We start from the raw sequence: 26,993 nt of genomic DNA on the forward strand, positions 1-26,993 counted from the left end.
ATGTCGGGGATCGCATCGCGTCGGGTCGTCGCCGCCCTGGTGATCGCACTCGCACTCGCCACGCCGGTGGCCGTCGCGACCGTCCAGGCCCACGGCAACCACGTCGCCGCGGACTCGCAGGTGACCGACGACGGCACCGTCCTCGTCGAGGCGGTGTCGTCGATCCGACCGGGGTTCGTCGTCCTCCGCGCGGACGCCGGGGGCCGACCCGGCGAGCCGCTCGGCTCGGTCTACGTCGGCCGGACGCCGGACCTGACCTACCGGACGAGCGTCCCGGTCCCGCTCGACGAGTCCGTCTGGACCGGGTGGGAGGGCAACCGGACGATATGGGCGGTACTCCACGGCGACGCCAACGGCAACGAGGAGTTCGACTACGGGACCGACCTCGCGGTGACGAACATCAACCCCGCGGCGAGCACGCGGGTTACGGTCCGCAGGAGCGAGTCCGGCCGGGCCAGCGTGCTCGCGGCCGGGTTCGACCCCCAGCCGATAGACGACGGGACGATCACGGTCCGCCGGGCCGACCTGCCGACGGCGGGCCACCTCGTCGTCTACCCCACGGGAGGCAACCGGTCCGTCGGCTCGCGGTCGCTCCCGGCGGGGACCCACCGGAACGTCACCGTCCCGCTGAACGAGTCGTTCCTCGCCGAGCAGACCCGCGACTTCCGGGTCCGGGTCGCCGCCCACCGCGACCGCGGCGACGGCGTCTTCGGCCCGTCGGACCCGCCGGTCACCGCCGGCGACCGGGTCGTCGACACCTACTTCGCCGTCGCGCCGGAGAACGCGACCGACGACCGGCCGCTCGTCAACACCCCGACGGTGACGACCGCGCCCGAACGGTCGGCGACGGACGGACCGACCGCGGAGGGCGCCGCTCCCGGAACTGGTACGGACGCCCCGACGAGCGCGCCGGCCGGCGGACCGACTGACTCGGCGCCCACGACGGACGGCACCGCAGGTTCGGGGACAGGCTTCGGCGCCGCGCTCGCCGCGCTCGCGGTCGGGTTCGCTGCGCTGGTCGCGGTCGTTCGGTCAGCGAGTCAGAGGTAGTCGCCCTCGACGGTCACCGTGACGGCCTCGCCGTCGACCACCAGGTCGTAGTCGCCGGCCTCGACGCGGTGGCCGTCGCCGGGCGCGTAGACGCCAAGCCCCTCGACGGGAACCTCGACGGTGACGGTCGCCCGCTCGCCGGCGTCCAGCTCGACCCGCTCGAACGCCTGGAGGCGCCGCTCGGGCATGACGAGCGTCTTCGACTCCGTCCGGCTGTACACCTGGACGACCTCCGTCCCGCGGCGGTCGCCGACGTTCTCGACGGCCACGTCGAGTTCGACGGTGTCGCCCGGCCCGACGACCTCCTCGTCGACCGAGAGCTCGCCCGTCTCGAACTCGGTGTAGGAGAGGCCGTGCCCGAACGGGTAGAGCGGGTCGTAGGAGTCGGGGTGTTCGGAATCGCCGATGGGACGGGGCTGGTGGAGGTGGTCGTGGTGGGCGTCGACCTGGGTGCCCGAGCGCGGGACCGTCACCGCCAGCCGGCCGCTGGGGTTGTTCTCGCCGACGAGCGTCTCGGCGACGGCCTTGCCGCCCATCGTCCCGGGGAAGTAGGCCATCAGCACGGCGTCGGCCCGCTCGTCGAGGTGCTCGACCGCCAGCGGGCGCCCGGTGACGAGCACGCCGACGACGGGCGTGCCCGTCTCGACGACCGCCTCGACCAGTTCCTGCTGGGCCTCGGCCAGCGCGATCCGCTCGCGGGTGGGGAACTCGCCCGTCTCGGTGCGGGGGTCGCCCGCGCCGAACTCGTGGAGGTACCACCCCTCGCCGAGCGCGAGGACGGCCACGTCGGCGTCGGCGGCCTTCCGGGCGGCCGCGTCCACGTCGAGAGTCTCGTTGTGCGTCGCCCCCTGTTCGTGGGTCACCTCGCCGTCGACGTGGGCGCCGACCTCCTCGCGGATCGTCGTCCCGTCGACGTGCTCCTCGGACTCGACCGACCAGCCGCCGACCTGACTCACCAGGTCGTCGGCGTTCGGGCCGCCGACGAACACGTCCTCGTCGCCCGAGAGCGGGAGGACCCCGTCGTTCTTCAGGAGCGTCATCGCCTCCCGGGCGGTGTCCAGCGCGGCCGCCTGGTGGTCGTCGGACCCGACCGTCGCCAGGGCCTCGTCTTTCTCGACGTAGGGGTCCTCGAACAGCCCCATGCGGAACTTGCGTTCGAGGACGCGCTCGACGCTCGCGTCGAGCACCGACTCGGCCAGGTCGCCCGACTCGACGAGGTCGACCAGCTCCTCCTGTTCGAGGTCGTTGCCCACGGAGGCCACGTCGAGGCCCGCCGTGCGGGCGTCGTAGGTCGCCTCCCGGAGGTCCGCCGCCGTCTTGTGGTCGTCGGTGAGGTGGCGGACGCCGCCCCAGTCCGAGACGACCGTGCCGTCGAAGCCCAGGTCGCCCCGGAGCAGGTCCGTCAGCCAGCGCTCGGAGCCGTGGACGGGCTCGCCGTTGATGGAGTTGTAGCAGGGCATCACCGACTCGACGCCCGCCTCGAGGGCGGCCTCGAACGGCGGAACGAACGTGTTGCGGAGCTTGTACTCGGAGACGTCGACCGGCGCGGCGTCCTCGCCGCGCTCGGGCTCGCTGTAGGCCGGGAAGTGTTTCGCCGTCGCGACGACGGTGTCGTCGGCCTCGATCCCGTCGCCCTGGTAGCCCCGCACCTTCGCGGCGGCCAGCTCGGCGACCAGCCGCGGGCTCTCGCCGAACGTCTCGAACACGCGGCCCCACCGGGGGTCCCGCCCCACGTCGCAGGTCGGCCCGTAGTTCTGGTGGGCGCCCGTGGCCGCGACCTCCGTCGCGGTGACCCGCGCGCCGGCCTCGACCAGGTCGGGGTCCCAGGTCGCCGCCGCGCCCAGCCCGTTGGGGAACACCGCCGAGCCGGCGACGTAGGCGTGGCCGTGGACCGCGTCGACGTTGAAAAAGAGGGGGATCCCGAGCCGCGTCTCCTCGGTGGCGACCTCCTGGAGCTCGTTGACGATGTCGACGATCTCGCCGACCTCGGTCCCCGCCGACCCGCCCCACCCGAAGGGCGCCGCGCAGCCGATGTGGTGCTCGCGGACCAGGTCTTTGACCTCGGCCACGTCGACCTCGCGGTGCATCTCGCCGGCCCACGTTCCGACTAGCTGACCGGCCTTCTCCTCGACAGTCATCCGATCGAGCAGATCCGAGACCCGCCGGGGTACCGGGAGATCCGGGCGTTGATACTCGGGATCCGCCTCGTTCGATGGCATGTTCGGACTGATTTCCGTTGCCCACATAAACATTGCGAGGCGAATGTCGGCCCGGCTCGTCCGTGTGAGCCGAACGACCGTCCGTGGTATCGATATCCACACGTATTTGTCGCTCGGCGGGCTGGACTCCTGTATGACCGACGAGGACCAGGTGTCCACGCCGCTGGAGGGGGTCGACATCGAATCGGGAGAGCTCGACGACACGGAACGCGAACGGGTCCGCGAGGCGCTGACTTCGGAGACGAACATCAGGCGAAACGAGGGCGTCCAGACGGTTGCGCGCCTCTCCGAGGAGGATCCGTCGGCGGTGCGCCCGTTGGTCGACGACCTCCTGGCGCTGCTCGACGACGAGCGGACCACGATCGCACAGCAGGCGGGGACGGCGCTGCTGGCCGTCGCCCGCGACCACCCCGAGACGCTGGCCGACGACGTGTCGCCGGTGTTCGCGCTGGTCGAGCACGAGGCCAACGCGCTGGAGCTGCTGGGGACGCAGATCCTCGTCCAGGTCGTGCTGGAACGCCCGGAGGCGGTGGCGCCCCACCTCGACCGCATCGCGGGGGTCCTGAAGGGTCGGTCGCCTGCCTACGAGCGTGGCGAGGGCATCGACATGGTCGACGACGAGGAGGCCCGACAGACGATGCTCGAACACGACAAACAGGAACACCAGCTGCTCATCCAGTCGCAGGGCCGGCTGGCGAACGTGATAACCGCCGCCGCCGAGGGCGCCCCCGAGGCGGCCGCCGACCACGTCGACGCGCTCGTCGCCCTGTTCGACACGCCCGACGTGACGGTCGTCGGCGCGGCGGTCGACGCCGTCGGCGAGATCGCCCAGGCCGACCCCGACGCCGCCGGCGGCGCCTACGACGCGCTGGTCGCCTGTCTCAACCACGACCGCGAGACCGTGCGGGCCCGGGCGGTCCGCGCGCTGGGCCACCTCGGCGACGACCGCGCGGTCGACCCGCTCGAGGACCTCGCCCGCGTCGAGGACGACGAGGACCTCGCCGACCTCGCCGCCGAGACAGCCGCGTTCCTCGACGAGCAGTAGGGCCGGTGCAGTCGGGTTCCGCGACCCGACCCGCCGCGCGTCGTTCTAGTCGTCCATCGCGCGCTTCGTGCAGTAGTAGTACGTCACGAGAAAGAAGGCCGTCGACCCGACGATCAGCACCGCGTCCATGACGAGGATCGGGAACGACTCGTCCGCCGGTGAGATGAATACCAGCGAGAACAGCAGCAGGAACCCCATCGAGATCATAACCGCCAGCGCTATCGGGATCTGGTCGCGCTGGCTGCAGACGAAGTCGACCGCCGTCTTTCCACCGGACACGTTCGGAACTGTCGACCGACGGTATTCAAGCCCCCGGTTGTCGCCCGGGGCGTACACCGCGGTGTGGATCGGGGGACGTATCCGGTGCCCGAACCCGCGAGCGCGGACCGGGACCCGGAACCCGCCGGGAACGCCCTCCGTTCGTCAGCCGTAACGCGCCGGCGGGGTCAGTCGCCGGCGCTCCCGGCGCCGAACTCGCCGGTGGTCTGGCTGGTGTCGAACTCCTCGTCGGGGCCGACCCGTTCGGCGCCCTCGAGGGGCTCGCTATCCCAGTACTCGTGGTCGGGGTCCTCGCGGAAGCAGGCCGCGCCACTGCCCTCGCCCTCGATGTCGTACAGCGGCGGCTGCTCCTCCGTGCAGGCCTCCCTGGCGACGGGGCATCGCGTGTGGAACCGACAGCCCGACGGCGGGTCGACCGGGTCCGGCACGTCGATAGAGCGCATCGGCGGCTCGCCCGCTTCTACCGCGTCCAGCTGGAGCGACGGGGTCGCCCAGCGAAGCACCTTCGTGTAGGGGTGGCGCGGGTCCTGGATGAGCCGCTCGGCGCTGCCGATCTCGACGATCTCGCCGAGGTACATCACCGCGATGCGGCCGTCGCCGTGCTCGGTGAAATAGCGGGCGTTCGAGAGGTCGTGGCTGATGAACAGGAAGGAGGTGTCGAACACGTCCTGCAGTTCGAGCATCAGGTCCATCAGCTCGACGCGCAGACTCACGTCGACGGCGCTGATGGCCTCGTCGGCGAGGATCGCGTCGGGGTTCATCAGCAGGGCCCGCGTCAGCGCGACCCGCTGTTTCTCCCCGCCGGAAAGCTGGTGGGGATACCGGTCGGCGAAGTCGCCCGGCGGGTTCATACCGACGCGGTCGAGCAGCGAGTAGATCCGGTCGCGCCGTTCGTTGGGACTGATGTTCGGGTGGGTGTGGTGCAGCGGTTCCGAGAGGATGTCGATGATCCGCCGGTTCGGGTTGAGCGAACTCCCCGGGTCCTGGTGGATGATCTGCAGCGCCTGGCGGATCTCGTCGTAGTCGATGTCGCCGTTGCCGTCCTTGGCCTCCCAGATGTCCTGGCCGCGATACTTGACGCTGCCGCCAGTCGGCCGCTGGAGGCCGATGGCGGTCTTGCCCAGCGTGGTCTTGCCACAGCCCGACTCGCCCAGCAGCGCGACCACGTCGTTCTCGTAGATGTCCAGATCGACGCCGTCGACCGCCTTGACGATCTCGGGGTCGTCGCCGAAGATGTCGAACAGCCCCTGTTCCTCCTCGAAGTGGACCTCGACGTCGTCCAGCGAGAGGACGGGCTCCTCGCCGGTCCGCGCTGCCACGTCGCGGTCCAGGTTCGACCCGACCTCGGGGTCGGCCGTGCTCTCGCCGTAGTTGAGGCCGATCTCCTCTTGGGCCTGCTCCCAGTGGTGGCAGGCCGTCACGTGGTCCTCGCCGATCCCTTCGAGGGGCGGGTCGTCGCTGACACACTCCTCGGTCGCGAGCGGACACCGCGGGTGGAAGCTACATCCCTCCGGGACGTTGACCGGCGCGGGGCCCTCGCCCTCGATGGGTTGCATCTCCGACAGCGGCGCGTCGAGGTTGGGAGTCGCGTTCAGCAGTTTCCGCGTGTAGGGGTGGCCCGCGTCCGCGATGATCTGGTCGCGGGGCCCCACCTCGACGAACTGGAACGCGTAGATGATGCTCATCCGGTCGGCCAGCGCCGTGATCAGCGGCAGGTCGTGGGTGATAAAGGCGAGCGTCAGGTCGTAGCTCTCCTGCAGGTCGTTGAGCAACATCAGGATCGACCGCTGCATGAGCAGGTCGAGCGCCGCCGTCGGCTCGTCCATCACGAGCACCTCGGGTTCGAGCACCAGCGACAGGGCGATCAGCGCGCGCTGTTGCATCCCGCCGGACAGCTCGTGGGGGTAGGCGTCGAGCACGCGCTCCGGTTCGAGATACAGGTCCTCGAGCAGCTCGCGCGCGAACGCCATCCCCTCGTCGACGTTCGCGTCGTGGGCCTTCAGGGTCTCCTCGAAGTGGGCCCCGACCTTCATCGTCGGGTTGAACGAGGACATCGCCCCCTGGAAGACCATCGAGATCTCCTCCCAGCGGAACTGTCGCAGTTCCTCGTCGCTCTGTTCGAGCACGTCGACCGTCCCGCCGTCCTCGGGGTGGTAGAGGATCTCGCCGGTGAGCACGCCGGGGTCTGGGATCGAGTCCAGAAGCGCCGATGCGAACATCGACTTGCCCGAGCCGGACTCGCCGACGATCCCAAGTACCTCGTCGCGCTCGATGTCGAGGCTCACGTCGTCGAGGACGTACGTGTCGCCGCCGTCGAAGGTCACCTTCGCGTCGGTGACCTCGACGATGGGGTCCTCGACGTTCGACTGTGCCGCCGCGTTCGCAGTAGATCGTTGGTCGGTCGCCATCTAGATCATCCCCTTGGTCGTCGGCTCGTCGCCTTCGACGGTCGATTCGGACTCGCCGGCCATCCGGGTGCGGACCCGCGGGTTGAACACCCGGTCGAGGCCCTGACCCATGAGGATCAGCGCCAGCGCCAGACCGACGATGAAGATCATCGGCGCGATCAGCCAGTGGGCCGCCTCGGGTACGAACAGCGCGCCGTTAGCCTGGGCCCGCGCCAGCGTCACACCCCAGGTCGGCTGACTGTAGGGCAACACGCCCAGGAAGTACAGCCCGACCGACGCGAAGATGGTGTAGCGGGCGGCGAACACGAAGTTCACCGTCACGTACGGCATCAGATTCGGGATCACGTCCTTCCGGAGGATCCGGAAGGTGTTGGTGCCCATCGTCCGGGAGGCCTCGACGTAGCTGTCCTCGCGGATGGTCAGCACCTGCGAGCGCAGCGACCGACCCAGCCCGGCCCAGTAGTTGATCGTCAGGATGACGCCGACGAAGACCGGGTTCTCCGGGCTGAACGTGATCGCGAGGATGATCACCAGCGGGAGTCCCGGGATGGCCATGAAGAAGTCCGAGATGGACATCAACACGGTGTCGACCCGGCCGCCCTTGTACCCCGCGAGGGTCCCGACGAGGACGGCGAGGCCGGTCGCCCAGATGCCTCCTGCGAACACCATTATCAGGATGTCCGGCGTCGCGTAGACGAGCTCGGCCGTCAGGTCGACGCCCGCAGACGTCGTCCCGAGCGGATACGACCAGTTCTCGAACATCCCGATCAGCCGGGGCGCCTGGCTCGACGACGGTTCGCGCCAGAGGCCCAAGAGGGCGACTCCCGCGATCGCCAGGTAGATCGAGAGCAACAGGAGCCCGAGACGGGTCCGCATGTCGGCCCACGCGACGACCGCGGGCTCGTAGATGCTCCGCTCGTAGAACTCGCGGAGCCGGTCCCCTCGGGTCATGTCCGCGCCGCTACTTTCGCTCTGCCAGTCGAGCCCCTCCGTGGGGGAGTCGGATTCAGTATGTTTCACTGGAATCACCCGAACTGATCCGCGGGTCGATCTTGCCGTAGGTCAGGTCGGCGACGTACACGCCGAGGACCAGCGCCACCGTAATGACGAGGAAGGTACCCATCATCAGCGGGTAGTCGTTGGAGTTGACGGCGTCCAGCAGGTACAGGCCCAGCCCCGAGTAGTTGAAGATCTGCTCGAGGATCACGGTGCCGCCCAGCCGGAAGCCGAGCAGCAGCAGGAACCCGGTGTACATCGGCAGGATGGCGTTGCGCGCGACGTACCGGGTCGCGATCCGGCCGTCCGAGAGCCCCCGCAGCCGGGCGACCTCGACGAAGTCCTCGCCGAGCACCTGGATGCTGTTGCCCCGCATCGCCAGCGCCTGCCCGCCGATACCCACGATCGTGTACGACAGGACCGGCAGGGTCGCGTAGCGGACGACACTGACCGCGTATTCAAGGCTCCAGTGGTCCTGGATGTTGGGGTTGGCCGTCCCCCCCGGGGGGAACAGTCCCCAGCGGTACGACATGAACAGCACGAGCAGGATCGCGGCCACGTAGAAGGGGATCGACATCCCGACGATCGACAGCGACGAGGCGATGGTGTCGAACCGCGACCCCTCCCAGTAGGCCTGGATCGCCCCCAGCAGGATCCCCACCGCGAACATCAGTATCGTCGAGACGACGACGATGAGTATCGTCCACGGCGCCGCCTCGGCGACGATCTCGGCGACGGGACGGCTGTACTTGATCGACGTCCCCAGGTCGAGCTGGAGCGCCGATATCATGTAGTCGATGTACTGTTGCCACAGCGGCGCGTCCGGCCGGACGTTCTGCAGGTTCGCGATCTGCTGGTTGACCTGCTCCGGCGGGACACCCTGCCGGAGTAACTGCGTCCGCAGTTGCGTGAACGGTCCTCCCGGGAGCAGACGGATCAGCCCGAAGGTGAGCGACATGACCCCGAAGATCGTGACGAACACCCGTGCTGTCCGCCGCACGTAATAGTTAACCATGCGTCTTATGAGCGGTATTCACAGCCAGCACTCTAAGGTCTAACGACTCGCGTCCCCAGAAACGGTTCGGTGCGATACCGGACGATGCTCCCCACATCGAGACGTGTGGTGGGCGAGTCCGCTACTCCTTGGCGGACAGCTTGCCCTGACGCGGCCACCAGAACGGGGGCCACTTGATACCGCGGGCGGGGTCGCCCTCCTCGATGTCGACGTTCCACTCGTCGGTGGTGACCCACGACTGCTCGAACTTCGAGACCAGCGAGAGCATCGGCAGGTCGTAGTTGTTGTGCCAGGCCGCCTCCTGGACGAGCGGCTTGGCCTCCTCGGTGGTGGGCTTGGTCCCGATCTCGTTGACCTTCTCGAGCGGGTTGAACGACATCTCGCCGTCGCCGCTCATGGCCGGGATGGTCTGCTCGGACTCGGTGTCGTACTGGTGACCGCCGCTGAGCGCGTTCAGCGCGAGCTGGTGACGCAGCGGGAAGTACGGGAACGACGACCGGGCCTGGCCGGGCAGCCAGTAGAACGCGCCGACGCGGAAGTTACTGTCGATGAACGCGCCCTGCCAGTCGGAGGTGGGGCGGCTCGCGATCGACAGGTCGAAGCCGAACTCGCTGAGCCGGTCGACGACCGTTTCGGTCATCGTCGTCCAGTCGGTCCACCCGCCGGGCGTCAGGTAGTTGGCGCTGATGGGTTCGCCCTCGGGAGTCGTCCACGTGCCGTTCTGCTTCGAGTAGCCGGCGTCCTCGAGGATCTGGGTCGCCTTCTCGGTGTTGGTCGAGCCGACGCCGTAGTCCTCGAAGTTGCTCTTGGTGTCGCCGAGCCAGTTGTCGATGTCCCGGGGCGCGATCCCGCAGGGGACCGACGCCGGGAACTTCGTGCGCGGGCCCGCGTTCGCGACGAGCTCCTCGCGGTTGATGACGTGGGCGATCGCCTGCCGGACCGCGCGGTCGCCGAAGACGGGGTCCTCGTGGTTGAAGATCATCCCGTAACCCCACTTGGCCGGGATGGACCGGACCTCCATGACGTAGTCCTGGAAGGCGTTGACCGTCTCCGGGGCGGCGAACATGCTCCAGACGCTGTCGAAGCGCTTGCCGCCGGTGGTGAAGTCCTGCTGGGGCGCGGTGGCTTCCTGGTAGGCGTCGAACCGGAAGGTGTCGAAGTTGACGTTGTCGATGCTGTGCCACTCTTCGTTGCGCTCGAAGTTCCACTGCTGCTGGTTCTTGTCGACGTACGCCCACGCGCCGCTCGTGATGACCTCGGTGTCGCTGGACTCCCACTGCCAGGTCTGGACCTCGGCGGCGTCGGCGTCGACGAACTGCTCGAAGGCCGCCGCCGGCGTGTCGATCCACATGTTCGCCAGCTGGTGTTTGACCATCACCGGGTTGGTCGGGCCGGTGAGGTTCAGCTGGTAGGTGTAGTCGTCGACGACCTCGGTGCTCTCGACGTAGCCCCAGATGGCGCTGCCGGTCTTCTCGAGGATCTGGAACTGCACGTCGATGTCCTCGGTGGTCACGTCGCTGCCGTCGGACCACGTGAGGTCCTCGCGGAAGTGCAGTGTGACCGTGTCCTCCTCGAACTCCCAGTCGTCCAGCGCCGCGAGCTGGAACTCCCGGGTCTCGAAGGAGTACGCCGCGAAGCGGTCGAACGCCAGCCGGCGTGCCGGCTCCGAGGAGATCTGCGTGTTGTGCGCGTTCAGCGTGCGGTTGGTCGGGTCGGCCTGGAGACCGCTCGCGTGGGTCTGGTCGACGACGTTCGTACTTCCGCCGTCGCCACCGTCGCCGCCGTCTCCACCGTCGCCGCCGTCTCCACCGTCGCCGCCGTCGGATCCGGACCCGTCGTCGGTCGGTGTTCCGCCCCCGCCACCACACCCTGCGAGTGCAGCGGCACCGGACGCTCCTGCGAGTGTCAGGAACTTCCGGCGGTCTACGACATCGCTGTACTCATTGGTACTGTCAGACATGCCTCTGGTTGGTATACGATAACGGGTAATAAACGTTTTGGAAGAGGGCGGACCTGTCCGGCCGATTTCAGTCTCCGGCCGATCGGAGAAACGGACACGTGATGCTTCAAAACCCCCGGAATCGGGGGAACGACGTCCCAGTACTCGACGCCGCCGGGACCGCTGTCCGCAGAACCCGTTTCACCACCCCCCGTCGCCCCTGTTTCGGATAACGGAACCGTATCGACCCCACCCCCGCGCTCCCGGCCCCAGTCCTACACCGACGATCATCGGAATTCCGCGTCGCGAGGGCCGTCAGTCCGTGACTGGCCGGCCCGGCCGACACCACCGATCACAGAACGATCGTTCACCATAACTGAACAAGGGTGTGTTCCCAGGTAATGAAAGTTTCGCCGACGCGCTCGCGCGCGGGCGCTCTCGGAGCCAGAAGTACGGGCCGAACTGGCATCCGACAGTTCGACTCGAACTCGCGTCGTCCCCGGCGGACGTGCCAGCGGGCGCGACCGTTCGTGGAAGGGTTTTTCACCCGGAGCGACTAACCTCGTGCAAATGTCACCGGACAGCGAGCGCGGCATCGGCCGCCGCGAGTTCGTCGCGACGGCCGTCGCCATCGGTGGGGTGAGCGCGCTCTCGGCGTGTCAGGAACGGGAACGGGAGCTAGTGGGGACCGCCTCCGACTCAGCCGGGGCGGACGGGAGCGGCGACGGGACGCCGACCGGGACGGAGACGGAGTTCGACCTGTCGGTCCCGTCGGGCAACCCCGACGCGCTCTCCGAGCGCCAGCACGCCTGGAACTACGCGGTCGTCCACGACGCCCACGGCAACACCGTCATCCCGCAGCAACAGCTGATCCTCGGGCTCTCCTACGAGGGGTCGACGCCGCCGACCGAGGCCGAGCGCGAGCAGGTCGAGGGCGCCCTGCGGACGCTCGAGTCCGCCTTCCAGTGGGGAACCGGCGGGAACCCCTCGGCGTCGTTCGCCCAGGGGCTGCTCTTCATGATCGGCTACTCCGCGTCCTACTTCGAGCGGACCGGCGCCGTCCCCGAACAGCTGGTCCCGGCCGAGAACGTGCTCCGCGAGGTCGGCGAGGACCCCGCGAAGGCCGACGACTTCGACGCCGTCGTCCTGCTGAACAGCGACATCGGCTCGGTCGTCATGGCCGCCGAGGCGGCGCTGTTCGGCGAGATCGAGCGGGTCAACGGCGTCGAAGTGACCGACACTTTCGAGGGCGTCTTCTCGAAGAGAGCCCGGCGAACGGGGATGGTCGGCAAGGGCATCCCCGCCGACGTGCTCGACAACGAGGAGATCCCGGAGTCGGCCCCGCTGTCGATGGGGTTCAAGTCCGGCTACCGCGACAGCCAGCCCTCCGAGGACCGGATCACCATCCGCGAGGGCCCGTTCGCCGGCGGGACGACGATGGCCGTCTCCCGGCTCGGCATCGCCCTCGACCGCTGGTACGACCAGCCCCACGAGGAGCGGGCCGCCGAGATGTTCTGCCCCGCCCACGACACCGACGAGATCGGCGAGATCGGTGAGAAGCTCGGCGCCACGAGCGGGATCACCGAGGAGAACGCCCACAGCGTCGAGGAGTTCGCCGAGGAGTACGGCCGCGTCGGCCACACGCAGAAGGTCGCACGCGCACGCGACGACGAGTTCGTCCCGACGATCCTCCGGCGCTCGGAGGGGGTCGCCACCGACACCGACCGGACGGAGTTCAACTTCACCGGCCTCCAGCGCCACATCGACGACTTCGTCGAGACCCGCAAGGCGATGAACCCCGACCAGTACGACGACGACCTGCCGGCCGACGACCACGGCATCGTCGACTACCTGGAGACGCTCAACCGCGCGACGCTGCTCGTCCCGCCCCGTCCCCAGCGCGCGCTCCCAACGGGGATCGACGCATGACAGGGGACTCGCTCCGGCGGGTTCTCCTCACCGTCGCCGTCGCGGCGGCGCTGGTTGTCTCCGGCTGTTCGGCCGCCCCCGGTATCCTCGACGGCGGGAACGACGGGCCGGCGAGCGCCGATATCGGGTTCGTCGACGCCACCGACGAGGCCGGCCTCACGTACAACGGGACCGGCACCGGCGCCGCCGGCAACGGCAACAACGGCGTCTTCGTCGCCGACATCGACAACGACGGCTGGCAGGACCTGCTCGCCGTCGGCGGCGAGCGCCCCGCCCTCTTCCGCAACACCGGCGGCGCCTTCGAGCGCACTGGCGAACTCTCCGGGCTCGACCGCGAGTTCAAGAGCGCCGCGTTCGTCGACTACGACGGCGACGGCTGGCGCGACCTGGTCCTGCTCGCCAAGGACGGCCCCGCGGTCGCCTTCCACAACGACGGGGGGCGCTTCGAGCGGACCGAGGTCGGCCTCGGCAACTTCACGCACCCGCTCGGCGCGGCGGTCGCCGACTACGACGGCGACGGCGACCGCGATCTCTTCGTCTACCAGTCGGGCGACTGGGCCGACGAGCGCCCCGCCGGCTACTTCTCGACCAACAGGTCCGTCGAGGACGACAACGGCAACCCCAACGTCCTCTTCGAGAACACCGGCGAGTCCGGCGACGACCGCTTCGAGCGCGTCGACGACGCGGGCATCACGGGCGACCGCTGGAGCCTCGCGGCCAGCTTCGTCGACCTGACCGGCGACGGCCGCCCCGACATCCACGTCGCCAACGACTACAACAACGACACCGTCTACCTCAACCAGGGCGACGGCACCTTCCGGCAGATCCAGCTCGGCGGCGCCACCGCCCGCAACGGGATGGCCTCGGAGATCAACGACGTGAACCGCGACGGCCGGCCGGACGTGTTCGTCACCAACATCGACATCCCGGCCTCCCGGGAGACGCTCTCGCCGGAGCGCTACGAGCGGCTCAAGCGGTTCCTCCAGTACGTCATCCACTCCGGGCGGACGAAGGGCAACACGATGCTCGTCAACCAGGGCGACGGCGAGTTCGTCGACCGCGCCGACGCCTACGGCGTCCGCGAGGGCGGCTGGGCCTGGGCAGCCAGTATGACCGACCTCGACAACGACGGCGACCGCGACCTGTTCCACACCACCCAGGCGGTCGTCGCACTCAACCAGTCCGACCCGGTCTTCACGCTCCCGATGGTCTGGGAGCGCGACGGCGACAACTTCACCCGTCTCGATGCCTCCGAGCGGGGCCTCCGCGAGCAGGACGGCCGCGGGATGGTCACCGTCGACTACGACCGCGACGGCGACCAGGACGTGATCATCGCCGACTACCACGGCCCCTACGCCGTCTACGAGAACACCGTCCGGTCGCCCGACGGCGAGGGGCGGGCCGGCGAGTCGGCCCCCGCCGGCGCCGTCCAGTTCGAGATCGTCGACGACGAGGGCGCGGTCGCGATCGGTGCCAACGCCACGGTCACCGTCGACGGCCGGGAGACGGCCGTCTGGCAGAACTCCCGGACCGACTTCATCTCGCAGGGCTCACCGGTCACCCACGTCGGGCTCGGCGACGCCGACGCGGCGACCGTCGACGTGACCTGGCCCGACGGGACCGGGCGGACGGTCGAGCTCGACGCCGACCGCCGCTACCGGATCGGCCCCGACGGCGTGGAAGTGGTCGCCAACTTCACGGCCGCCGATACGAACTGAGAGCGGCCGACTCAGACCCGCTCGCTGTGCATGATCACGTCGTCGCCCCGCCCCGGACTCCACACGATCCGGACGATCGATCCTTCGCTCGCCTGGACGACCGTGCTCTCCGATTCGGTCACGGGGTCGCTCCAGTCGGTCGCCCGCCGGTAGCTCTCGACGCGCACGGTGAGGTCGTCGGTCCGCACCGGCTCGCCGCCGGCGTGGGTGATCCGGACCGCCGTGTCGTTGACCCGCTCGACCGTCCAGTTCACCTCCGGCGCCTCGGTCCCCCCGCTCCCGCCCGCGATGTTGAGCCCGACCACCACCAGCCCGCCGACCACGGCCACCACGATGGCCGCCCCGACCAGGTTCAGCATCGTGTCCCCGTCCATGCGCGCTACGTGGACGCCGAGCGGTATGAGCGTGTGGGCTCCCGGAGCGTCCTGTTCGGTTTTTGGCCGATCAATCGTCGTCACCGCGATACGCGTCGTCACCGCGTTTTCGGATCCGCAGGACGTAGAGGATATCTTCGGTGCGGTCAGCCCGACATCCGAGCCGAAACGGGCCGACGCGGAGCTTCTGGTGGGGCGCGCCCTGGAGCGGTTCGAGATGTTCGGGCGGTTCTCGCCACTGATCCGTCACGATCTCGTCGAGTTTGCTGGCGACCCGGTCGCGCGCGTGCTCGTCGAGCGCGTCGAAGTCCCGCCGTGCCGTGTCGGTGAGTTCCCAGTCCCACTCACTCATCGCTGTCGCGCGTCGTCCCGTCGAGACCGTACTCGGCCTTCACCTCGTCGCTGCTGTGCGTTCGCCCCTCACGGATCTCCGCTTCGCTGGTGAGCATCGCTTTCAGGTCGGCGCGGTTGAACTCGGGATGTTTGAGCGCGTCGCGGAGCACGGACCGGACGAACTCGCTTCGGCTGTTGAAGCCGTGTTCCTCCCACGTCGCGTCGACGTCCTCCAGAAACGTCTCCGTCATCCGGATGTTCACGGTCTTCTTCTCGGGCGAGGATTCCGCTTCTGCCATACTTCGTGTTGAATTTGTGTGTAGATAAGCGTTACGTCGGTGTCGTTCTCCCGTACCGAGCGTCGCAATTCGGGGCAACAGACGCGTCGTTCGCACCGGATCGGCCCCGTCGCTGGCAAGCGTTTTGGGGGACCCGCACCGACGATCAGGTATGCGCTGGGTGCTCCGCGGGCTGATGGTCGTCGTCGGCGTGCTGACGCTGGCGGTGTACCTGGCCGGGGCCTACCTCGTCTACGAGCTGGCGCGGGCCGTCTGGGCGGTCAGGCCGCCGCTGTCGACGCTGGCGCTGTACCTGGCGGCCCTGACGGTCGTGTTCGCGTTCGTCAGCTACCGGGTCGGCACCGCCCAGATCCTCCGGAGCCTCCGGGTGTGGGAACTGCCGGAGGGGCGGGCGCCGACCCTCTACCGGCGGCTGGCCGGGTTCAGCGACGAGATGGGCATCGAGCGACCGGACGTGCTGGTCGCGGAGATGGGCAAGCCCAACGCCCTGGCGCTGGGCGGTGGGTTCGGCCGCGGGCACGTCGTCGTCGACCGGCGGCTGTTCTCGCTGCTGACCTTCGACGAGCTGTCGGCGATCCTCGCGCACGAACTGGCCCACATCGAGCGCAAAGACAGCCTCGTCCAGACGTTCGGCTACAGCGTGTTGCAGACGCTGTCGGGGGTGGCGGTCCTGGCGCTCGCGCCGGTGCTGGTCGTCGTCGCGGGGCTGGCCCGCGGCGTGGCGTGGATCCGCGGGCGGCCGGAGGCGTGGACGCGGACGGTCCCCGGCAAGCTCCAGCGGGCGGTCGTCGGGGCGGTGTCGCTGGTCTTCTTCGCGCTGACGCTGGCGCTGCTGGCCCACTCCCGGCGCCGGGAGTTCGCGGCGGACGACCGCGCGGCGGCGGTGACCGGCGACCCGCTGGCGCTGGCGCGGGCGCTCCGGAAGATCGAACGCGCGAGCGAGGGGCCGTGGTCGCTGCTCTCCCCGCTGTACGTCAACGGCGAGGAGGAGGGGCCGCTGACGCGGATGCTGTCGACTCACCCCGCCACCGACGAGCGAGTCGAACGACTCCGCGAACGCGCCGAACGCGACCGGCGGGTCCGGGTCGAACGCGGCCGGCCCTGACGAGTACGTCGCGGCCGGCTCCGACCGGGCCCGTCGCGACCGTTCGGGGCGGCTGTGGCGACCGGGACCGCGGCGTTCGCCGGTGAACGGACGCGCCGCGTGTTCCGTATTCGAAAACCCTATACTCGTCTCGGGCGACAGTGCATTCAGCATGAGTGAATCCGACGAGGGGACCGTACGTATCGGTCTGAACGGCTTCGGCCGCATCGGGCGCAACGTCTTCCGCGCGTCGCTCGAGGACCCGCGCGTGGAGGTCGTCGGCATCAACGACGTGATGGACGACGACGACATGGAGTATCTCGCGAAGTACGACACGGTGATGGGGACGCTCGACGGCGTGACCCTCGACGAGGGCGTCATGACCGTCGACGGCACCGACTTCGGCGCCTCTATCCACGGGGAGACCGACCCCGCCGAACTCCCGTGGGATGACCTCGACGTGGACGTGGCCTTCGAGGCGACCGGCATCTTCCGCAACTACGACGACGCGAGCAAGCACCTCGACGCCGGCGCCGACAAGGTCGTCATCTCCGCGCCGCCGAAGGGCGAGAAACCGGTCAAACAGATCGTCTACGGCGTCAACCACGACGAGTACGACGGCGAGGACGTGGTCTCGAACGCCTCCTGTACGACCAACTCTATCACGCCCGTGGCGAAGGTGCTCCACGAGCGGTTCGGCATCGAGGCCGGCCAGCTGACGACGGTCCACGCCTACACCGGCTCGCAGAACCTCGTCGACGGCCCCAAGTCGAAGACCCGCCGCGGCCGCGCGGCTGCCGAGAACATCGTCCCGACCTCGACCGGCGCCGCCCAGGCCGCCACCGAGGTCCTGCCCGAACTAGAGGGGCGGCTCGACGGCATGGCCATCCGCGTCCCGGTCCCCAACGGCTCGATCACCGAGTTCGTCGTCGACCTGAACGAGGATGTCGACGAAACCGACGTGAACGACGCCTTCCGCGAGGCCGCCGCGGGCGAACTGGAGGGCGTGCTCGGCGTCACCGACGACGAGGTCGTCTCGACGGACATCCAGGGGACGCCCTACTCCTCGCAGGTCGACCTCCAGTCGACCAACGTTGTGAATGGCATGACGAAGATCCTCACCTGGTACGACAACGAGTTCGGCTTCTCGAACCGGATGCTCGACGTGGCGGAGTTCGTCACCGACTACTGAGCCGTCCTGTCGAACACCCGATCGTTTTTGCCGTCCGGTTCTAACTGCCGACAGCGATGTCCCTCCGAGCGAAACTCGGCGAGCGGCTCGAAGCGTGGAACAGCGCGGGACGGCTGCAGTGGGCGGTCCCCGGCGCCGGGGGCCTCGGCGGCGTCGCCGGCGCCCTGCTCGCGCTCGCCGTCGAACCGTGGGCGCTCTCCGGCGCGGTGACGGCCGGGCTGGGCGCCGGACTGGGCGCCGCCCTCGCGATCGTCCTCGCCGCCGCGCTGGACTGATCGCGGTCGGTCGCGACCGGTTCCTGTGGAACCGGCCGACCGGGCTTCGGTCCTGAGTCGTGTGACGATGTGACTCAATACCACACCTTATTCGGACGCAGCGTCTAGATCACGTAGTGCGACACCCGACCAGTCCTGACGAATCGACCGGCGATGCGGTGAGGCGAGCGGTGGGGGCATCCGAAGACCACCCCGTGGCGTCGGCCCCACTGCCGGGAGAAACGACCGACACGGGGTCCGTCGACGGGGCCGCCGGAAACGGACCGAACGCGGACCCGCTCCCCTCTCCCGGCACGGCTGTCTCGCTCGGCACCGACGACCCCGACACGGCAGCCGAGTTCGACAGCGAACCGAACTGAGGGTGTTCTCGGATGCCAACGCGCGACGGTTCGACGATCGCTCGGTGCGCCGACTGCGGTCGGGTGTACGCCTCGTACTACTTCGACGGCACGCTGAACACCCCCGCCGGAGACAGTTGCCCGAACTGCGGGGGGCGGAAACTGGTCGACGTCGGGGAAAGCGAGACGTGACCCGCCACGGTGCGCACCCGGTGCGCGAGCGGGCCCGCCGGGCCGAAATCGGGTGAACGCCGCCTCGCGAGCGAGCGGACGTTTTTTCTCGCCGCCGGGCGACGGATCGAACGACACCATGGCCTCGTTCAAGACGCTCGACGACCTGGCGGACGGACAGCGCGTGCTCGTGCGGCTCGACCTGAACTCCCCCGTAGAGGACGGCGAGGTACAGGACAACCGCCGGTTCTCCCGCCACGCCGAGACGGTCCGGGAACTCGCCGAGCGCGACTTCCGTGTCGTACTGATGGCCCACCAGGGCCGTCCCGGCCGCGACACGTTCGTCTCGCTCGAACAGCACGCCGATATCCTGGGACGGCACGTCGGGCACCCCGTCGAGTTCGTCCCAGATACCTTCGGCGACCGCGCGATCTCGGCGATCAACGACCTCGAAGGTGGGGAGGTCCTCCTGCTGGAGAACACGCGGATGTGCGACGAGGAACTGCCCGAGGAGGAGCCGACGGAGAAGGCCGAGACGGAGTTCGTGCGCGCGCTGGCGCCGGAGTTCGACGCCTACGTCAACGACGCCTACTCGGCGGCCCACCGCAGCCACGCCTCGCTCGTGGGGTTCCCGCTGGCGCTGCCCGCGTACGCGGGTCGGGTCATGGAGACCGAGTACGAGGCCAACACGGCCATCGCCGAGCGGGAGTTCGACGGCGAGGTGACCATGGTCGTCGGGGGGACGAAAGCCTCCGACGTGATCGACGTGATGACCGCCCTGGAGGACAAGGTCGACACCTTCCTCCTCGGCGGTATCGCGGGCGAGCTCTTCCTCCGCGCGACCGACGTGCCCGTCGGGCGCGACATCGAGGGGATGGACCTCTTCGACGACCAGTGGGCGGAAAACGAGGAGACGATCCGCAGTCTCCTCGACGACTACGGCGACCAGATCCGGCTGGCCCTCGACCTGGCGTTCGAGGACGAGGACGGCGAGCGGTCGGAGATCGAGGTGCGCGACATCGAGGAGAAAGACCGGGCGTTCCTCGACGTGGGGTCGAACACGGTCTCGGAGTACGCCGCGACGATCGAAGACTCGGAGGCCGTCTTCGTCAAGGGGGCGCTCGGCCTGTTCGAGGACGAGCGGTTCGCCGACGGGACCGTGGGCGTCCTCGAAGCGATCGCCGGGACGGACTGTTTCTCGGTCGTGGGCGGCGGCGACACCTCGCGGGCCATCGAGATGTACGGGATGAGCGAGGACGACTTCGGCCACGTCTCGATCGCCGGCGGCGCGTACATCCGCGCGCTGACGGGCGAGCGGCTGGTCGGCGTCGAGGTCCTGCGCGAAGGGGAGTGACCGGCGTCAGGCCCGGCGACACCAGGCGTGGCGCGCGGTCCAGTCGTCGGCGGGCGGGTCCGCGCGGACGACCCGCCCACCCGAACCCCCGTTCGCTTCCGGTGGCGTGCCATCCCGTTGACCCTCCCCGGTGAGCCGTGCGTGCCGCCGCGTCCAGTCGCCGCCGATCTCTCCCATGTGCCCTGCTTGGCCCGCGATAATAAATTTCTTTCTCAAAACCGTGAAATAAAGTAACTCGGCGGCGAGTTAATCTCTCGGAGGAGCGGTCACGGGAACGGCGATTCCGGCGGTGGGTCAGGACGGCGGGGCGTTCTACTCCTCGGCGGAGTCCCGGGGGTCGTAGCCGAACACGTCGCGGGCGTGGTCGATGCCGAACTATCGATTCTCGTCGTCGCTGACGCCGTAGAACACGTCGAATTCGACGGCGTCGTCGGCGAGACAGGGCTCGACCATCTGGGCGATGTCGCGGCGGGACTGCCACATGCAGCGCATCCGGGCGACCTGCTCGTCGTAGCCTCGGAGTCGTGCTCGAAGCGCCCCTAGTCGACCCCACGCTGGGCGTCGCCGTAGAGGTGGTCGTACCCGGCGTCGCGGACCGCACAGACCGGACGCGGCGCCGAGGGACACGTTGATTGTCCGTCCGCGGGAACGACCAGGCATGCGACTCGGTATCGTCTCAGACACACACGACGACCTCGAGGCCGTCGAGGCGGCCGTCGGGACCTTCGAGCGCGAGGACTGCGACGCCGTCGTCCACTGCGGCGACATCGTCGCTCCGTTCTCGGCGACGCCGTTCGACGCGGAGTTCGAGTTCCACGCCGTCCGGGGCAACAACGACGGCGAGTGGGCGCTGGCCGAGACGGTCGACGACTTCGGAACCTACCACGGCGAGACGGCCGAACTGACGTTCGACGGCCGGGCGTTCGTCGTCTACCACGGCACGAGCGGGACCGTCGTCGACGCGCTCGTCGAGTGTGGCCGCTACGACTACGTGCTGCACGGACACACCCACGAGTTCGCCCGCGAGAAACGGTCGGGAACCGTCCGGATCAACCCCGGCGGCATCCCCTTCGAGGGTGCGCCCGGGCCGCACTACGCCGTCGTCCTCGACACCGACTCCGGGAAGTTCGAGCGACACGCGCTGTCGGAGGGGATCGAGTAAGGGAGCGGAAAGAGAGCGGCGTCAGTCGTCGTCGAGTGCGCCGTCGGCGACGGCGGGCGAGCGGACGGGGTCGCGGAGCGACCCGCCGATCCCCCCGTCGAGGCCGAGCGCGTCCTCGGTGAGCGTCGTGCTCTCCTCGCGGTCGGCGGTGTCGGCGGCGGCGCGGACGGCGTCGACGTTCTCCGGCACCACGTCGGCCTCCTGGTGGATGGCCTGGAAGAGGTAGAGGTCCCGGCCCTCGACGGTCACGGAGTCGCCCCAGATGCAGTTCTCCCAGCAGTCACCGCGCGGGCGGCCGGCGTCCTGGGCGAACTCCTTGAGCTTGCCCGCGCCGTCGATGTCCAGCTCCGGCGGGACGAGGACCAGCCGCGACTCCGCGTCGAGCAGCTCGCGGACGGACTCCGCGTCGGCGGGGTCGTCGAGCGTCACGTTGACCGAGTGGGTGTGCATCAGCGTCGCGGGCACCTTCATACCCATCGTGTCCACGTCCAGGTCCGGGAAGACCGTGTTCAGGTCGGGGCCGTGGTGGGAGGGGATCTCCACGGGGTCGGGCAGGGTGTCGTTGATCGGCCCGCGGTCTGTCTGGCCGGGGTCGCCGCCGCGGCGGACGAGCGTGACGCGGGCCTTCTCGATCCCGAACTCCTCGGCGATAGGCGCGAACAGCCGCGAGAGCCCTGTCGTGTTGCAGGAGACGACGCGGACGGTGTCGGCGCCGCGGGCGGCCTCGTAGCTGGCGCGGGCGTTGAAGCTCACCTCGGCCACGTCGGCGTCCTCGCCGCCCTGGAAGATAGCGGGCGTGTCGTGCTCGCGGTACAGGTCGGCGTTCTCGGCGCCGACCCCGGCGGGCGTGGCGTCGATCATCACGTCGCTCTCGGCGACGAGTTCGTCGACGGTGCCCGCCGTGTCGAAGCCGGCGGCGGCGAAGGCGTCGCTCCGGTCGCCGTCGGCCGCGTAGAGGGGGTAGCCCCGTTCGAGCGCGACCTTCGCCTCGAAGTTCGGGGTGGTCTTGGCGACGCCGGCGACCGCCATGTCCGGCTGGGCCCGTATCGCGTCCGCCACGCGCTTGCCGATCGTCCCGTACCCGTTGACGCCGACCTGTATCATACCTCCGGGTTCACCGGCGACGGGCATAATTCTTTTCACGTTAATTCTCGAGAAATTAACTCGGAAGCGAAAAAGGGATTCCGAGCGGAGCGCCGCTAAAGCCGTCATTGAGAGGGGGTATCACGGTAATCGATCGCGATCCGCTCAGCCGTCGTCGGAGGCGTTGGCGACCGTTTCCGGAGGGACCCTGGCGGGGTCGGCAGTGGGCGTCGGCGAGGGGTTGGCTGTCGGCGGCGGTCCGGCCGTCCCCGAGGGGGTGACGGTCGACGACGGGGCGGCCGTCCCCCGCCGGTCGGTCGCGGCGTCGGGGACCCACCCGGGGCGGTCGACGGTCGTCTCGCCGACACGGTCGTAGGTGTAGCGCCACTCGACGGCGATCCGCTCGTCGACGTTGCGGAGGACGAACTCGTAGTGGACAGCGCGGACGTACCCCTCGGGGGCGACCCACAGCGTCGCCCGGAAGTCGTGGACGGCGTAGGCGCTGTAGGTCTCGGGGATCGCCGGCGGGACGTGGTCGGAGACGATCCGCGCGTAGGGGCGGCCGTCCCTGGTGACCACGTCGACGGAGTCGTACCCCGTCTCGACGAACATGAGCACCTCGAAGGAGACGGCCTCGGCGTAGCGCTGGCCGGCCGGGCCGGTCACCGGCATCGTCACGGGCGAGACCGCGGTCCCGTTCGGGGAGACGACCCGCCGGTAGGCGCCCTCGCGGTCGCCGTAGGTGAGCGTCAGGTTCGTGCCGCCGTCCTCGTTGCGGACCAGGAAGCGTCCGTCGGCTCCCACGGCGATCCGACGGTCGTATTCGCGGGTGATCACCCCGTCGCCGCCCGCGGTGCGCCGCTCCCACGACAGCGTGTACGAGTGCGACGACAGGTAGTCGACGTGTGCGGCGTACAGTCCGCTGGCGTTGACCGTCCCGCCGGCCGAGATGGCCGGGAACGCCCCCAGTCGCTCCCTGGGCGTCGACGGTGCGGGCGTGTCGGTCGACCCCAGCTCCGGGACGGGCGCGGGCGTCACGGTGTCGGCGGGCGTCGGCTCGCCGCCGCCCGCGAGCGCGCTACAGCCCGCGAGCACGACGAGGAGGGCCGTGGCGACCAGCAGCGCGCTCGTGGGCACCCCACCGCGGTCCGGTCCGGCCGTCGCGCTCATCGCTCGCTCCCTCCGCCGGTCGCGGTCGCCGGCGATGCGCTCGTGGTCGGCACCGACGCGGTCGCGGTCGCCGTCCCGCCGTCGGGCCGCTCGGCGACCCAGTCGGGCCGGGACACGTCCGTCTCGCCGACGCCCCGGTACGCCGAGCGCAGCGACACCGTGACCTCGTCGCCCCGGAGCGCGTACTCGTACTCGACGACCACCGCCCGCACGAGCCCCCCGGTGGTCACGTACGCGGTCGCGGTGTAGTCGGTAATCGTCTGTTTCGCGTGGCCGTCGGTGATGGTCGACGGCGGGGCCGTCACGTGGACGCGGTAGTAGGTCCGGCCGTCCCGCTCGACCGGCGAGACCGAGGCGCCGTCGACCGGGAAGTAGCGGCCGAGCGTCTGGCCGGTCCGCAGGTAGTGTCTGTGGTCGGGGTCGCCGCCGCCGACGCGGTACCCCGAGCCGTTCGCCAGCGAACTCCGGACGTAGCGGCCGGTGTCGTCGGCGTAGACGGCGCCGCCCGCCGTCCCGGTCATCCGCCGGGTGAGCAGATAGGAGCCGTCCGCGTCGACCCGCAGCCGCCGCGCGGCGATGTCGACGGTCGCGTCGGCCGTCCCGTCGCCCGGCGCGCGGACGGTGCGGCTGTAGTTCAGCCGCCATTCGAACGACCGGCCGTCGAGGGCCGCGAAGTGGGCCCGCGCCAGCGTGCCGGGCGAGACGCTCCCGTTCGGGGCGATCCCGGGCGGGGGCGTCGGCGTCGTCGCGGGCGTGTCGGTCTGGACCGGCATCGGCGTCACGGTCTCGGGGGGCGCCGGCCCGGCGTCCCCGGGTGCGAGGGCGCTACACCCCGCCAGCGTCACCGCGAGCGCCGCGACCAGCGCGAGCCGTCGGACCATTGGCGGACGTTAGGACGAGACGCACATAAGGGGCGCGACGAGGTGCGGGTCGGCCGGCCAGCCGCGCCGCGAGCGCGGACCGCCCGCAGGGTCGCCGGTCGCTCCCGAAAGGGACAAGACGGCCGGGACGAACCTGTGGGATGTGCGAATCGAGAACAGCTTCATCCCGGTCGACGGCGTGGGCGAGCGGACCGAGCGGTCGCTGTGGGAGTCGGGGGTCACCCACTGGGACGCGTTCGACCCGTCGGCCGTCGGCGCCCGGCAGGCCGAGAACATCGAGTCGTTCGTCGCGACGGCCGCCGAGCGCCTCGACGACGACGACGCCGCGTTCTTCCGCGAGCGGTTCCCCTCCGGGAGCCACTGGCGGTGTTACGAGAACTTCCGCGAGGACGCCTGCTTCCTCGACATCGAGACGACGGGGCTCGACCAGCAACGCGACGACGTGACGGTCGTCGGCCTGCACACCCCCGGCGAGACAGAGACGCTCGTCGCCGGCCGGGACCTGACCGCCGACCGCCTCCAGCGCCGGCTCGACGACGCGAACCTGCTCGTGACGTTCAACGGCAAGCGCTTCGACGTGCCCTTCCTCGAGTCGGCGTTCGGCGTGGACGTGGACGCCCCCCACGTCGACCTGATGTACCCCTGCCGGCGGCTGGGGCTGACCGGCGGGCTGAAGGCCATCGAGCGGGAGACGGGTATCGACCGCGACCGGCCGGACCTGTCCGGCGAGGACGCCGTCCGGCTGTGGCGCGAGTACGAGCGGGGCGACGAGTCGGCGCTGGAGACGCTGGTGTCGTACAACCGCGACGACACCGAGAACCTCCGCGCGCTCGCCGACCGCGTGACCGACCGCCTCGACAGCGACGTGTTCGTCACGCCGGAGTGAGCGGCGAGTCGCTCCCGGGGCGAGCCGGTCCGCCGCGCGAGCCCCGTGGCCGCTCCGGCCACTCTCGACGGACGCGACGGGCTCGCAAGCGGGATCTAAAGAAACTTAACGGTTCATTACACACGTGTGGGACATGGACGGGCCCTCCAAACGACTCGCCCGCGCGCTGTTCGCCGCCGTGCTGGTCCTCGCGGCGGGAGCGGTCGCGAGCAGCTACGCGACGGCGGAGCCGAACGTCGCGCGCACACACGGGTCGCTCGCCGGCGCCGACGGATCCCCCGCGCCCGGCGCGACCGGCGTCGCGAGCCCCGACACGTCGCCCACCGGGGTCGCCGCCGGTCCCGACGACATCAGGCTCACCGACACCGGCGAATCGCCGGACGGCGCGGCAAGCGACGCCGACGGCCCCGTGCTCGTCGACCCCGCCGAACACGACCACGACGACCTGACCGTCGTCGGCACGCAGGGGTTCTACGCCTCCGACGAGCAGGCCGAGCTGGTCGCGTTCGACCGCTCGGGCGAGGTGGCCTACTACGAGGACGACTACCGCGTGTACTTCGACGTCGACCCCGTCGAGGGGAAGCCCTACACCGTCGAGTACCTCGCCGCCGAACACCGCGACGGCGCGGCGTGTGCGGCGGTCCGCACCGAGCGGTGCACGTACAACGTCTTCGAGCGGGTGAACATGACCACCGGCGAGACCCGGACCGTCTACGGCGAGCTCACGCCGAAGATCTACTCCGGGCGCTGGCACGACGTGGACCGGATCAACGACACCCACGTCGCCGTCGCGGACATCCTCCGGGACAGTGTCCGCGTGGTGAACGCGACGACCGACGAGACGGTCTACGAGTGGAACGCCTCCTCGTACTTCGCCCCCGACGTGGGCGGCGCGGCCGGCGACTGGAGCCACATCAACGACGTGGAGGTGCTGGCCGACGGCCGGCTGATGGTCAGCGTCCGCAACATGGACCGGGTCGTGTTCGTCGACCCCGGCGAGGGTGTCGACCCCGACTGGACGCTCGGCGAGGAGGACAACTACGACATTCTCTACGAGCAGCACAACCCCGACTACATCCCGCCCGAGCGGGGCGGGCCCGCCATCGTCGTCGCCGACTCCGAGAACAACCGGGTGCTGGAGTACCAGCGGGTCGACCCGGAGACGGGCGAGGCAACGACGGCGGCGGACGGCGAGTGGCGCCGCTCGTGGGGCTGGCGGGACAGCCGCGTCCAGTGGCCCCGCGACGCCGACCGGCTCCCGAACGACAACACGCTGGTCGTCGACACGCACGGCGACCGGGTCGCCGAGGTCGCGCCCAACGGGAGCGTGGTCTGGACGGTTACCGTCGGGATGCCCTACGACGTCGAGCGGCTGGGTACCGGCGACGAGAGCACGGGCGGATACAGCATGCGGTCGATCCGCGACGACCGCGGCACGACCGCCGGCGGGTCGGGCGCGCGGTCGGGCGTCGGCGTCCCCCTGTTCCAGCCGGCCAGCGGGGACGTAGAGCCCGGCGCCGTCCCGCCCGCGGGCCGGATCACCCACCCCGACCGCGGCCCCGCCGAGACCGTCTGGGTCGCGCTCAAGGAACTGACGCCGAGCCTCGTGGTCAACGGGATGCTGTACGCCGCCCCCTCCTGGGTCCGGTTCACCGACCTGGCGTTCGGCGCCCTCGCCCTCCTGACCGCCCTCACCTGGGCGGGGACCGAACTCTACTGGTCGCGGTACGCCCCGTTCGCAGCCCTCCGTCGGCGGCTCCGGCGCGGTCGCCGGTCCTGACGCCGCACCGTTT

At 69.8% G+C, this 26,993-nt stretch carries 25 protein-coding genes; 12 read left to right on the forward strand and 13 right to left on the reverse strand.

Going from position 1 to position 26,993, the window contains the following annotated elements; genetic code table 11:
• The gene (locus ACMGFG_RS16140) at positions 1 to 1,050 is read left to right on the forward strand and encodes a DUF7282 domain-containing protein (protein WP_436931348.1); all 1,050 of its coding nucleotides are present in this window, start codon (positions 1 to 3) and stop codon (positions 1,048 to 1,050) included.
• On the opposite strand, the gene ACMGFG_RS16145 is transcribed toward ACMGFG_RS16140, so the two are convergent.
• Positions 1,041 to 3,269, reverse strand: a complete 2,229-nt coding sequence (locus tag ACMGFG_RS16145) for a glycoside hydrolase family 3 N-terminal domain-containing protein (protein ID WP_436931349.1) — start codon at positions 3,267 to 3,269, stop codon at positions 1,041 to 1,043. The genes ACMGFG_RS16140 and ACMGFG_RS16145 overlap by 10 nt on opposite strands.
• Positions 3,270 to 3,402: 133 nt before the next feature.
• Between ACMGFG_RS16145 and ACMGFG_RS16150 the strand changes: the two genes are divergently transcribed.
• Positions 3,403 to 4,314 carry a HEAT repeat domain-containing protein gene (locus ACMGFG_RS16150; protein WP_436931350.1) on the forward strand — a complete coding sequence of 304 codons (912 nt, stop codon included), beginning with the start codon at positions 3,403 to 3,405 and terminating at the stop codon, positions 4,312 to 4,314.
• 45 nt (positions 4,315 to 4,359) lie between these two features.
• On the opposite strand, the gene ACMGFG_RS16155 is transcribed toward ACMGFG_RS16150, so the two are convergent.
• From ACMGFG_RS16155 to ACMGFG_RS16175, 5 genes are all read right to left on the reverse strand, one after another.
• Positions 4,360 to 4,593, reverse strand: a complete 234-nt coding sequence (locus tag ACMGFG_RS16155) for a hypothetical protein (protein ID WP_436931351.1) — start codon at positions 4,591 to 4,593, stop codon at positions 4,360 to 4,362.
• 167 nt (positions 4,594 to 4,760) lie between these two features.
• Positions 4,761 to 7,001 carry an ABC transporter ATP-binding protein gene (locus ACMGFG_RS16160; protein WP_436931352.1) on the reverse strand — a complete coding sequence of 747 codons (2,241 nt, stop codon included), beginning with the start codon at positions 6,999 to 7,001 and terminating at the stop codon, positions 4,761 to 4,763.
• Positions 7,002 to 8,030, reverse strand: a complete 1,029-nt coding sequence (locus ACMGFG_RS16165) for an ABC transporter permease (protein ID WP_436931353.1) — start codon at positions 8,028 to 8,030, stop codon at positions 7,002 to 7,004.
• Positions 8,008 to 9,012 carry an ABC transporter permease gene (locus ACMGFG_RS16170; protein WP_436931354.1) on the reverse strand — a complete coding sequence of 335 codons (1,005 nt, stop codon included), beginning with the start codon at positions 9,010 to 9,012 and terminating at the stop codon, positions 8,008 to 8,010. The genes ACMGFG_RS16165 and ACMGFG_RS16170 overlap by 23 nt, the downstream gene beginning before the upstream one ends.
• 121 nt (positions 9,013 to 9,133) lie before the next feature.
• Positions 9,134 to 10,972 (reverse strand): ABC transporter substrate-binding protein, encoded by a 1,839-nt coding sequence (locus tag ACMGFG_RS16175; protein ID WP_436931355.1) that lies wholly within the window; start codon positions 10,970 to 10,972, stop codon positions 9,134 to 9,136.
• A 549-nt stretch (positions 10,973 to 11,521) separates the two neighbouring features.
• On the opposite strand from ACMGFG_RS16175, the gene ACMGFG_RS16180 reads away from it, so the two are divergent.
• Together ACMGFG_RS16180 and ACMGFG_RS16185 are read left to right on the forward strand one after the other, a co-directional pair.
• Positions 11,522 to 12,880, forward strand: a complete 1,359-nt coding sequence (locus ACMGFG_RS16180; RefSeq protein WP_436931356.1) for a DUF7405 family protein — start codon at positions 11,522 to 11,524, stop codon at positions 12,878 to 12,880.
• Positions 12,877 to 14,598, forward strand: a complete 1,722-nt coding sequence (locus tag ACMGFG_RS16185) for a CRTAC1 family protein (protein WP_436931357.1) — start codon at positions 12,877 to 12,879, stop codon at positions 14,596 to 14,598. The genes ACMGFG_RS16180 and ACMGFG_RS16185 overlap by 4 nt, the downstream gene beginning before the upstream one ends.
• An 11-nt stretch (positions 14,599 to 14,609) precedes the next feature.
• On the opposite strand, the gene ACMGFG_RS16190 is transcribed toward ACMGFG_RS16185, so the two are convergent.
• From ACMGFG_RS16190 to ACMGFG_RS16200, 3 genes are all read right to left on the reverse strand, one after another.
• Complete coding sequence (locus ACMGFG_RS16190) at positions 14,610 to 14,972, reverse strand: hypothetical protein (protein ID WP_436931358.1); 363 nt, start codon at positions 14,970 to 14,972, stop codon at positions 14,610 to 14,612.
• Positions 14,973 to 15,042: 70 nt separating this feature from the next.
• The gene (locus tag ACMGFG_RS16195) at positions 15,043 to 15,324 is read right to left on the reverse strand and encodes a type II toxin-antitoxin system RelE family toxin (RefSeq protein ID WP_436931359.1); all 282 of its coding nucleotides are present in this window, start codon (positions 15,322 to 15,324) and stop codon (positions 15,043 to 15,045) included.
• Positions 15,317 to 15,604: a ribbon-helix-helix domain-containing protein gene (locus tag ACMGFG_RS16200; protein WP_135365610.1), complete on the reverse strand. Its 288-nt coding sequence runs from the start codon at positions 15,602 to 15,604 to the stop codon at positions 15,317 to 15,319. The genes ACMGFG_RS16195 and ACMGFG_RS16200 overlap by 8 nt, the downstream gene beginning before the upstream one ends.
• Before the next feature lie 151 nt (positions 15,605 to 15,755).
• On the opposite strand from ACMGFG_RS16200, the gene ACMGFG_RS16205 reads away from it, so the two are divergent.
• The 5 genes from ACMGFG_RS16205 (at position 15,756) to ACMGFG_RS16225 (ending at position 20,018) form a co-directional block, all read left to right on the forward strand.
• A complete protein-coding gene (locus ACMGFG_RS16205; protein WP_436931360.1) occupies positions 15,756 to 16,709 on the forward strand; it encodes a M48 family metallopeptidase in 954 nt (317 codons plus the stop codon).
• Positions 16,710 to 16,860: 151 nt separating this feature from the next.
• Entirely contained in the window at positions 16,861 to 17,880 is a 1,020-nt protein-coding gene (gene gap / locus ACMGFG_RS16210) for a type I glyceraldehyde-3-phosphate dehydrogenase (protein ID WP_436931361.1), read from the forward strand.
• A 56-nt stretch (positions 17,881 to 17,936) separates the two neighbouring features.
• Complete coding sequence (locus tag ACMGFG_RS16215; protein ID WP_436931362.1) at positions 17,937 to 18,155, forward strand: hypothetical protein; 219 nt, start codon at positions 17,937 to 17,939, stop codon at positions 18,153 to 18,155.
• Positions 18,156 to 18,271: 116 nt separating this feature from the next.
• On the forward strand, positions 18,272 to 18,514 hold the full coding sequence (locus tag ACMGFG_RS16220; RefSeq protein WP_436931363.1) for a hypothetical protein: 243 nt from the start codon (positions 18,272 to 18,274) through the stop codon (positions 18,512 to 18,514).
• Positions 18,515 to 18,803: 289 nt separating this feature from the next.
• Positions 18,804 to 20,018, forward strand: a complete 1,215-nt coding sequence (locus tag ACMGFG_RS16225) for a phosphoglycerate kinase (protein ID WP_436931364.1) — start codon at positions 18,804 to 18,806, stop codon at positions 20,016 to 20,018.
• Between the two features lie 6 nt (positions 20,019 to 20,024).
• Here ACMGFG_RS16225 and ACMGFG_RS16230 read toward each other — a convergent pair whose 3' ends face one another.
• The gene (locus ACMGFG_RS16230) at positions 20,025 to 20,195 is read right to left on the reverse strand and encodes a hypothetical protein (RefSeq protein ID WP_436931365.1); all 171 of its coding nucleotides are present in this window, start codon (positions 20,193 to 20,195) and stop codon (positions 20,025 to 20,027) included.
• Between the two features lie 481 nt (positions 20,196 to 20,676).
• Here ACMGFG_RS16230 and ACMGFG_RS16235 point away from each other — a divergent pair, with 481 nt between their 5' ends.
• Positions 20,677 to 21,180 carry a metallophosphoesterase gene (locus ACMGFG_RS16235; protein WP_436931366.1) on the forward strand — a complete coding sequence of 168 codons (504 nt, stop codon included), beginning with the start codon at positions 20,677 to 20,679 and terminating at the stop codon, positions 21,178 to 21,180.
• Between the two features lie 21 nt (positions 21,181 to 21,201).
• Here the strand turns inward: ACMGFG_RS16235 and ACMGFG_RS16240 are convergent, their stop codons facing one another.
• The 3 genes from ACMGFG_RS16240 to ACMGFG_RS16250 form a co-directional block, all read right to left on the reverse strand.
• Complete coding sequence (locus ACMGFG_RS16240; RefSeq protein ID WP_436931367.1) at positions 21,202 to 22,284, reverse strand: type II glyceraldehyde-3-phosphate dehydrogenase; 1,083 nt, start codon at positions 22,282 to 22,284, stop codon at positions 21,202 to 21,204.
• A 144-nt stretch (positions 22,285 to 22,428) separates the two neighbouring features.
• Positions 22,429 to 23,433: a hypothetical protein gene (locus tag ACMGFG_RS16245; RefSeq protein WP_436931368.1), complete on the reverse strand. Its 1,005-nt coding sequence runs from the start codon at positions 23,431 to 23,433 to the stop codon at positions 22,429 to 22,431.
• Entirely contained in the window at positions 23,430 to 24,314 is an 885-nt protein-coding gene (locus ACMGFG_RS16250) for a DUF7537 family lipoprotein (RefSeq protein WP_436931369.1), read from the reverse strand. Before ACMGFG_RS16250 ends, ACMGFG_RS16245 begins: the two co-directional genes overlap by 4 nt.
• 142 nt (positions 24,315 to 24,456) lie before the next feature.
• On the opposite strand from ACMGFG_RS16250, the gene ACMGFG_RS16255 reads away from it, so the two are divergent.
• Both ACMGFG_RS16255 and ACMGFG_RS16260 read left to right on the forward strand, forming a co-directional pair.
• Positions 24,457 to 25,200, forward strand: coding sequence for a ribonuclease H-like domain-containing protein (locus ACMGFG_RS16255; RefSeq protein WP_436931370.1), 744 nt, complete (start codon positions 24,457 to 24,459; stop codon positions 25,198 to 25,200).
• A gap of 133 nt (positions 25,201 to 25,333) precedes the next feature.
• On the forward strand, positions 25,334 to 26,980 hold the full coding sequence (locus tag ACMGFG_RS16260; protein ID WP_436931371.1) for an aryl-sulfate sulfotransferase: 1,647 nt from the start codon (positions 25,334 to 25,336) through the stop codon (positions 26,978 to 26,980).
• Positions 26,981 to 26,993: the final 13 nt, after the last annotated feature.

Source organism: Halosimplex halobium (assembly GCF_051414055.1).
In the GTDB taxonomy this organism is placed as follows: domain Archaea; phylum Halobacteriota; class Halobacteria; order Halobacteriales; family Haloarculaceae; genus Halosimplex; species Halosimplex halobium.

Bases quoted from the DNA above. Each gene is read 5' to 3' on its own strand.
- ACMGFG_RS16140 (WP_436931348.1), top strand. From the start codon at position 1: ATGTCGGGGATCGCATCGCGTCGGGTCGTCGCCGCCCTGGTGATCGCA.
- ACMGFG_RS16145 (WP_436931349.1), bottom strand. From the start codon at position 3,269: ATGCCATCGAACGAGGCGGATCCCGAGTATCAACGCCCGGATCTCCCG.
- ACMGFG_RS16150 (WP_436931350.1), top strand. From the start codon at position 3,403: ATGACCGACGAGGACCAGGTGTCCACGCCGCTGGAGGGGGTCGACATC.
- ACMGFG_RS16160 (WP_436931352.1), bottom strand. From the start codon at position 7,001: ATGGCGACCGACCAACGATCTACTGCGAACGCGGCGGCACAGTCGAAC.
- ACMGFG_RS16170 (WP_436931354.1), bottom strand. From the start codon at position 9,012: ATGGTTAACTATTACGTGCGGCGGACAGCACGGGTGTTCGTCACGATC.
- ACMGFG_RS16175 (WP_436931355.1), bottom strand. From the start codon at position 10,972: ATGTCTGACAGTACCAATGAGTACAGCGATGTCGTAGACCGCCGGAAG.
- ACMGFG_RS16180 (WP_436931356.1), top strand. From the start codon at position 11,522: ATGTCACCGGACAGCGAGCGCGGCATCGGCCGCCGCGAGTTCGTCGCG.
- ACMGFG_RS16185 (WP_436931357.1), top strand. From the start codon at position 12,877: ATGACAGGGGACTCGCTCCGGCGGGTTCTCCTCACCGTCGCCGTCGCG.
- ACMGFG_RS16190 (WP_436931358.1), bottom strand. From the start codon at position 14,972: ATGGACGGGGACACGATGCTGAACCTGGTCGGGGCGGCCATCGTGGTG.
- ACMGFG_RS16195 (WP_436931359.1), bottom strand. From the start codon at position 15,324: ATGAGTGAGTGGGACTGGGAACTCACCGACACGGCACGGCGGGACTTC.
- ACMGFG_RS16200 (WP_135365610.1), bottom strand. From the start codon at position 15,604: ATGGCAGAAGCGGAATCCTCGCCCGAGAAGAAGACCGTGAACATCCGG.
- ACMGFG_RS16205 (WP_436931360.1), top strand. From the start codon at position 15,756: ATGCGCTGGGTGCTCCGCGGGCTGATGGTCGTCGTCGGCGTGCTGACG.
- gap (WP_436931361.1), top strand. From the start codon at position 16,861: ATGAGTGAATCCGACGAGGGGACCGTACGTATCGGTCTGAACGGCTTC.
- ACMGFG_RS16215 (WP_436931362.1), top strand. From the start codon at position 17,937: ATGTCCCTCCGAGCGAAACTCGGCGAGCGGCTCGAAGCGTGGAACAGC.
- ACMGFG_RS16225 (WP_436931364.1), top strand. From the start codon at position 18,804: ATGGCCTCGTTCAAGACGCTCGACGACCTGGCGGACGGACAGCGCGTG.
- ACMGFG_RS16230 (WP_436931365.1), bottom strand. From the start codon at position 20,195: ATGGGAGAGATCGGCGGCGACTGGACGCGGCGGCACGCACGGCTCACC.
- ACMGFG_RS16235 (WP_436931366.1), top strand. From the start codon at position 20,677: ATGCGACTCGGTATCGTCTCAGACACACACGACGACCTCGAGGCCGTC.
- ACMGFG_RS16240 (WP_436931367.1), bottom strand. From the start codon at position 22,284: ATGATACAGGTCGGCGTCAACGGGTACGGGACGATCGGCAAGCGCGTG.
- ACMGFG_RS16245 (WP_436931368.1), bottom strand. From the start codon at position 23,433: ATGAGCGCGACGGCCGGACCGGACCGCGGTGGGGTGCCCACGAGCGCG.
- ACMGFG_RS16250 (WP_436931369.1), bottom strand. From the start codon at position 24,314: ATGGTCCGACGGCTCGCGCTGGTCGCGGCGCTCGCGGTGACGCTGGCG.
- ACMGFG_RS16260 (WP_436931371.1), top strand. From the start codon at position 25,334: ATGGACGGGCCCTCCAAACGACTCGCCCGCGCGCTGTTCGCCGCCGTG.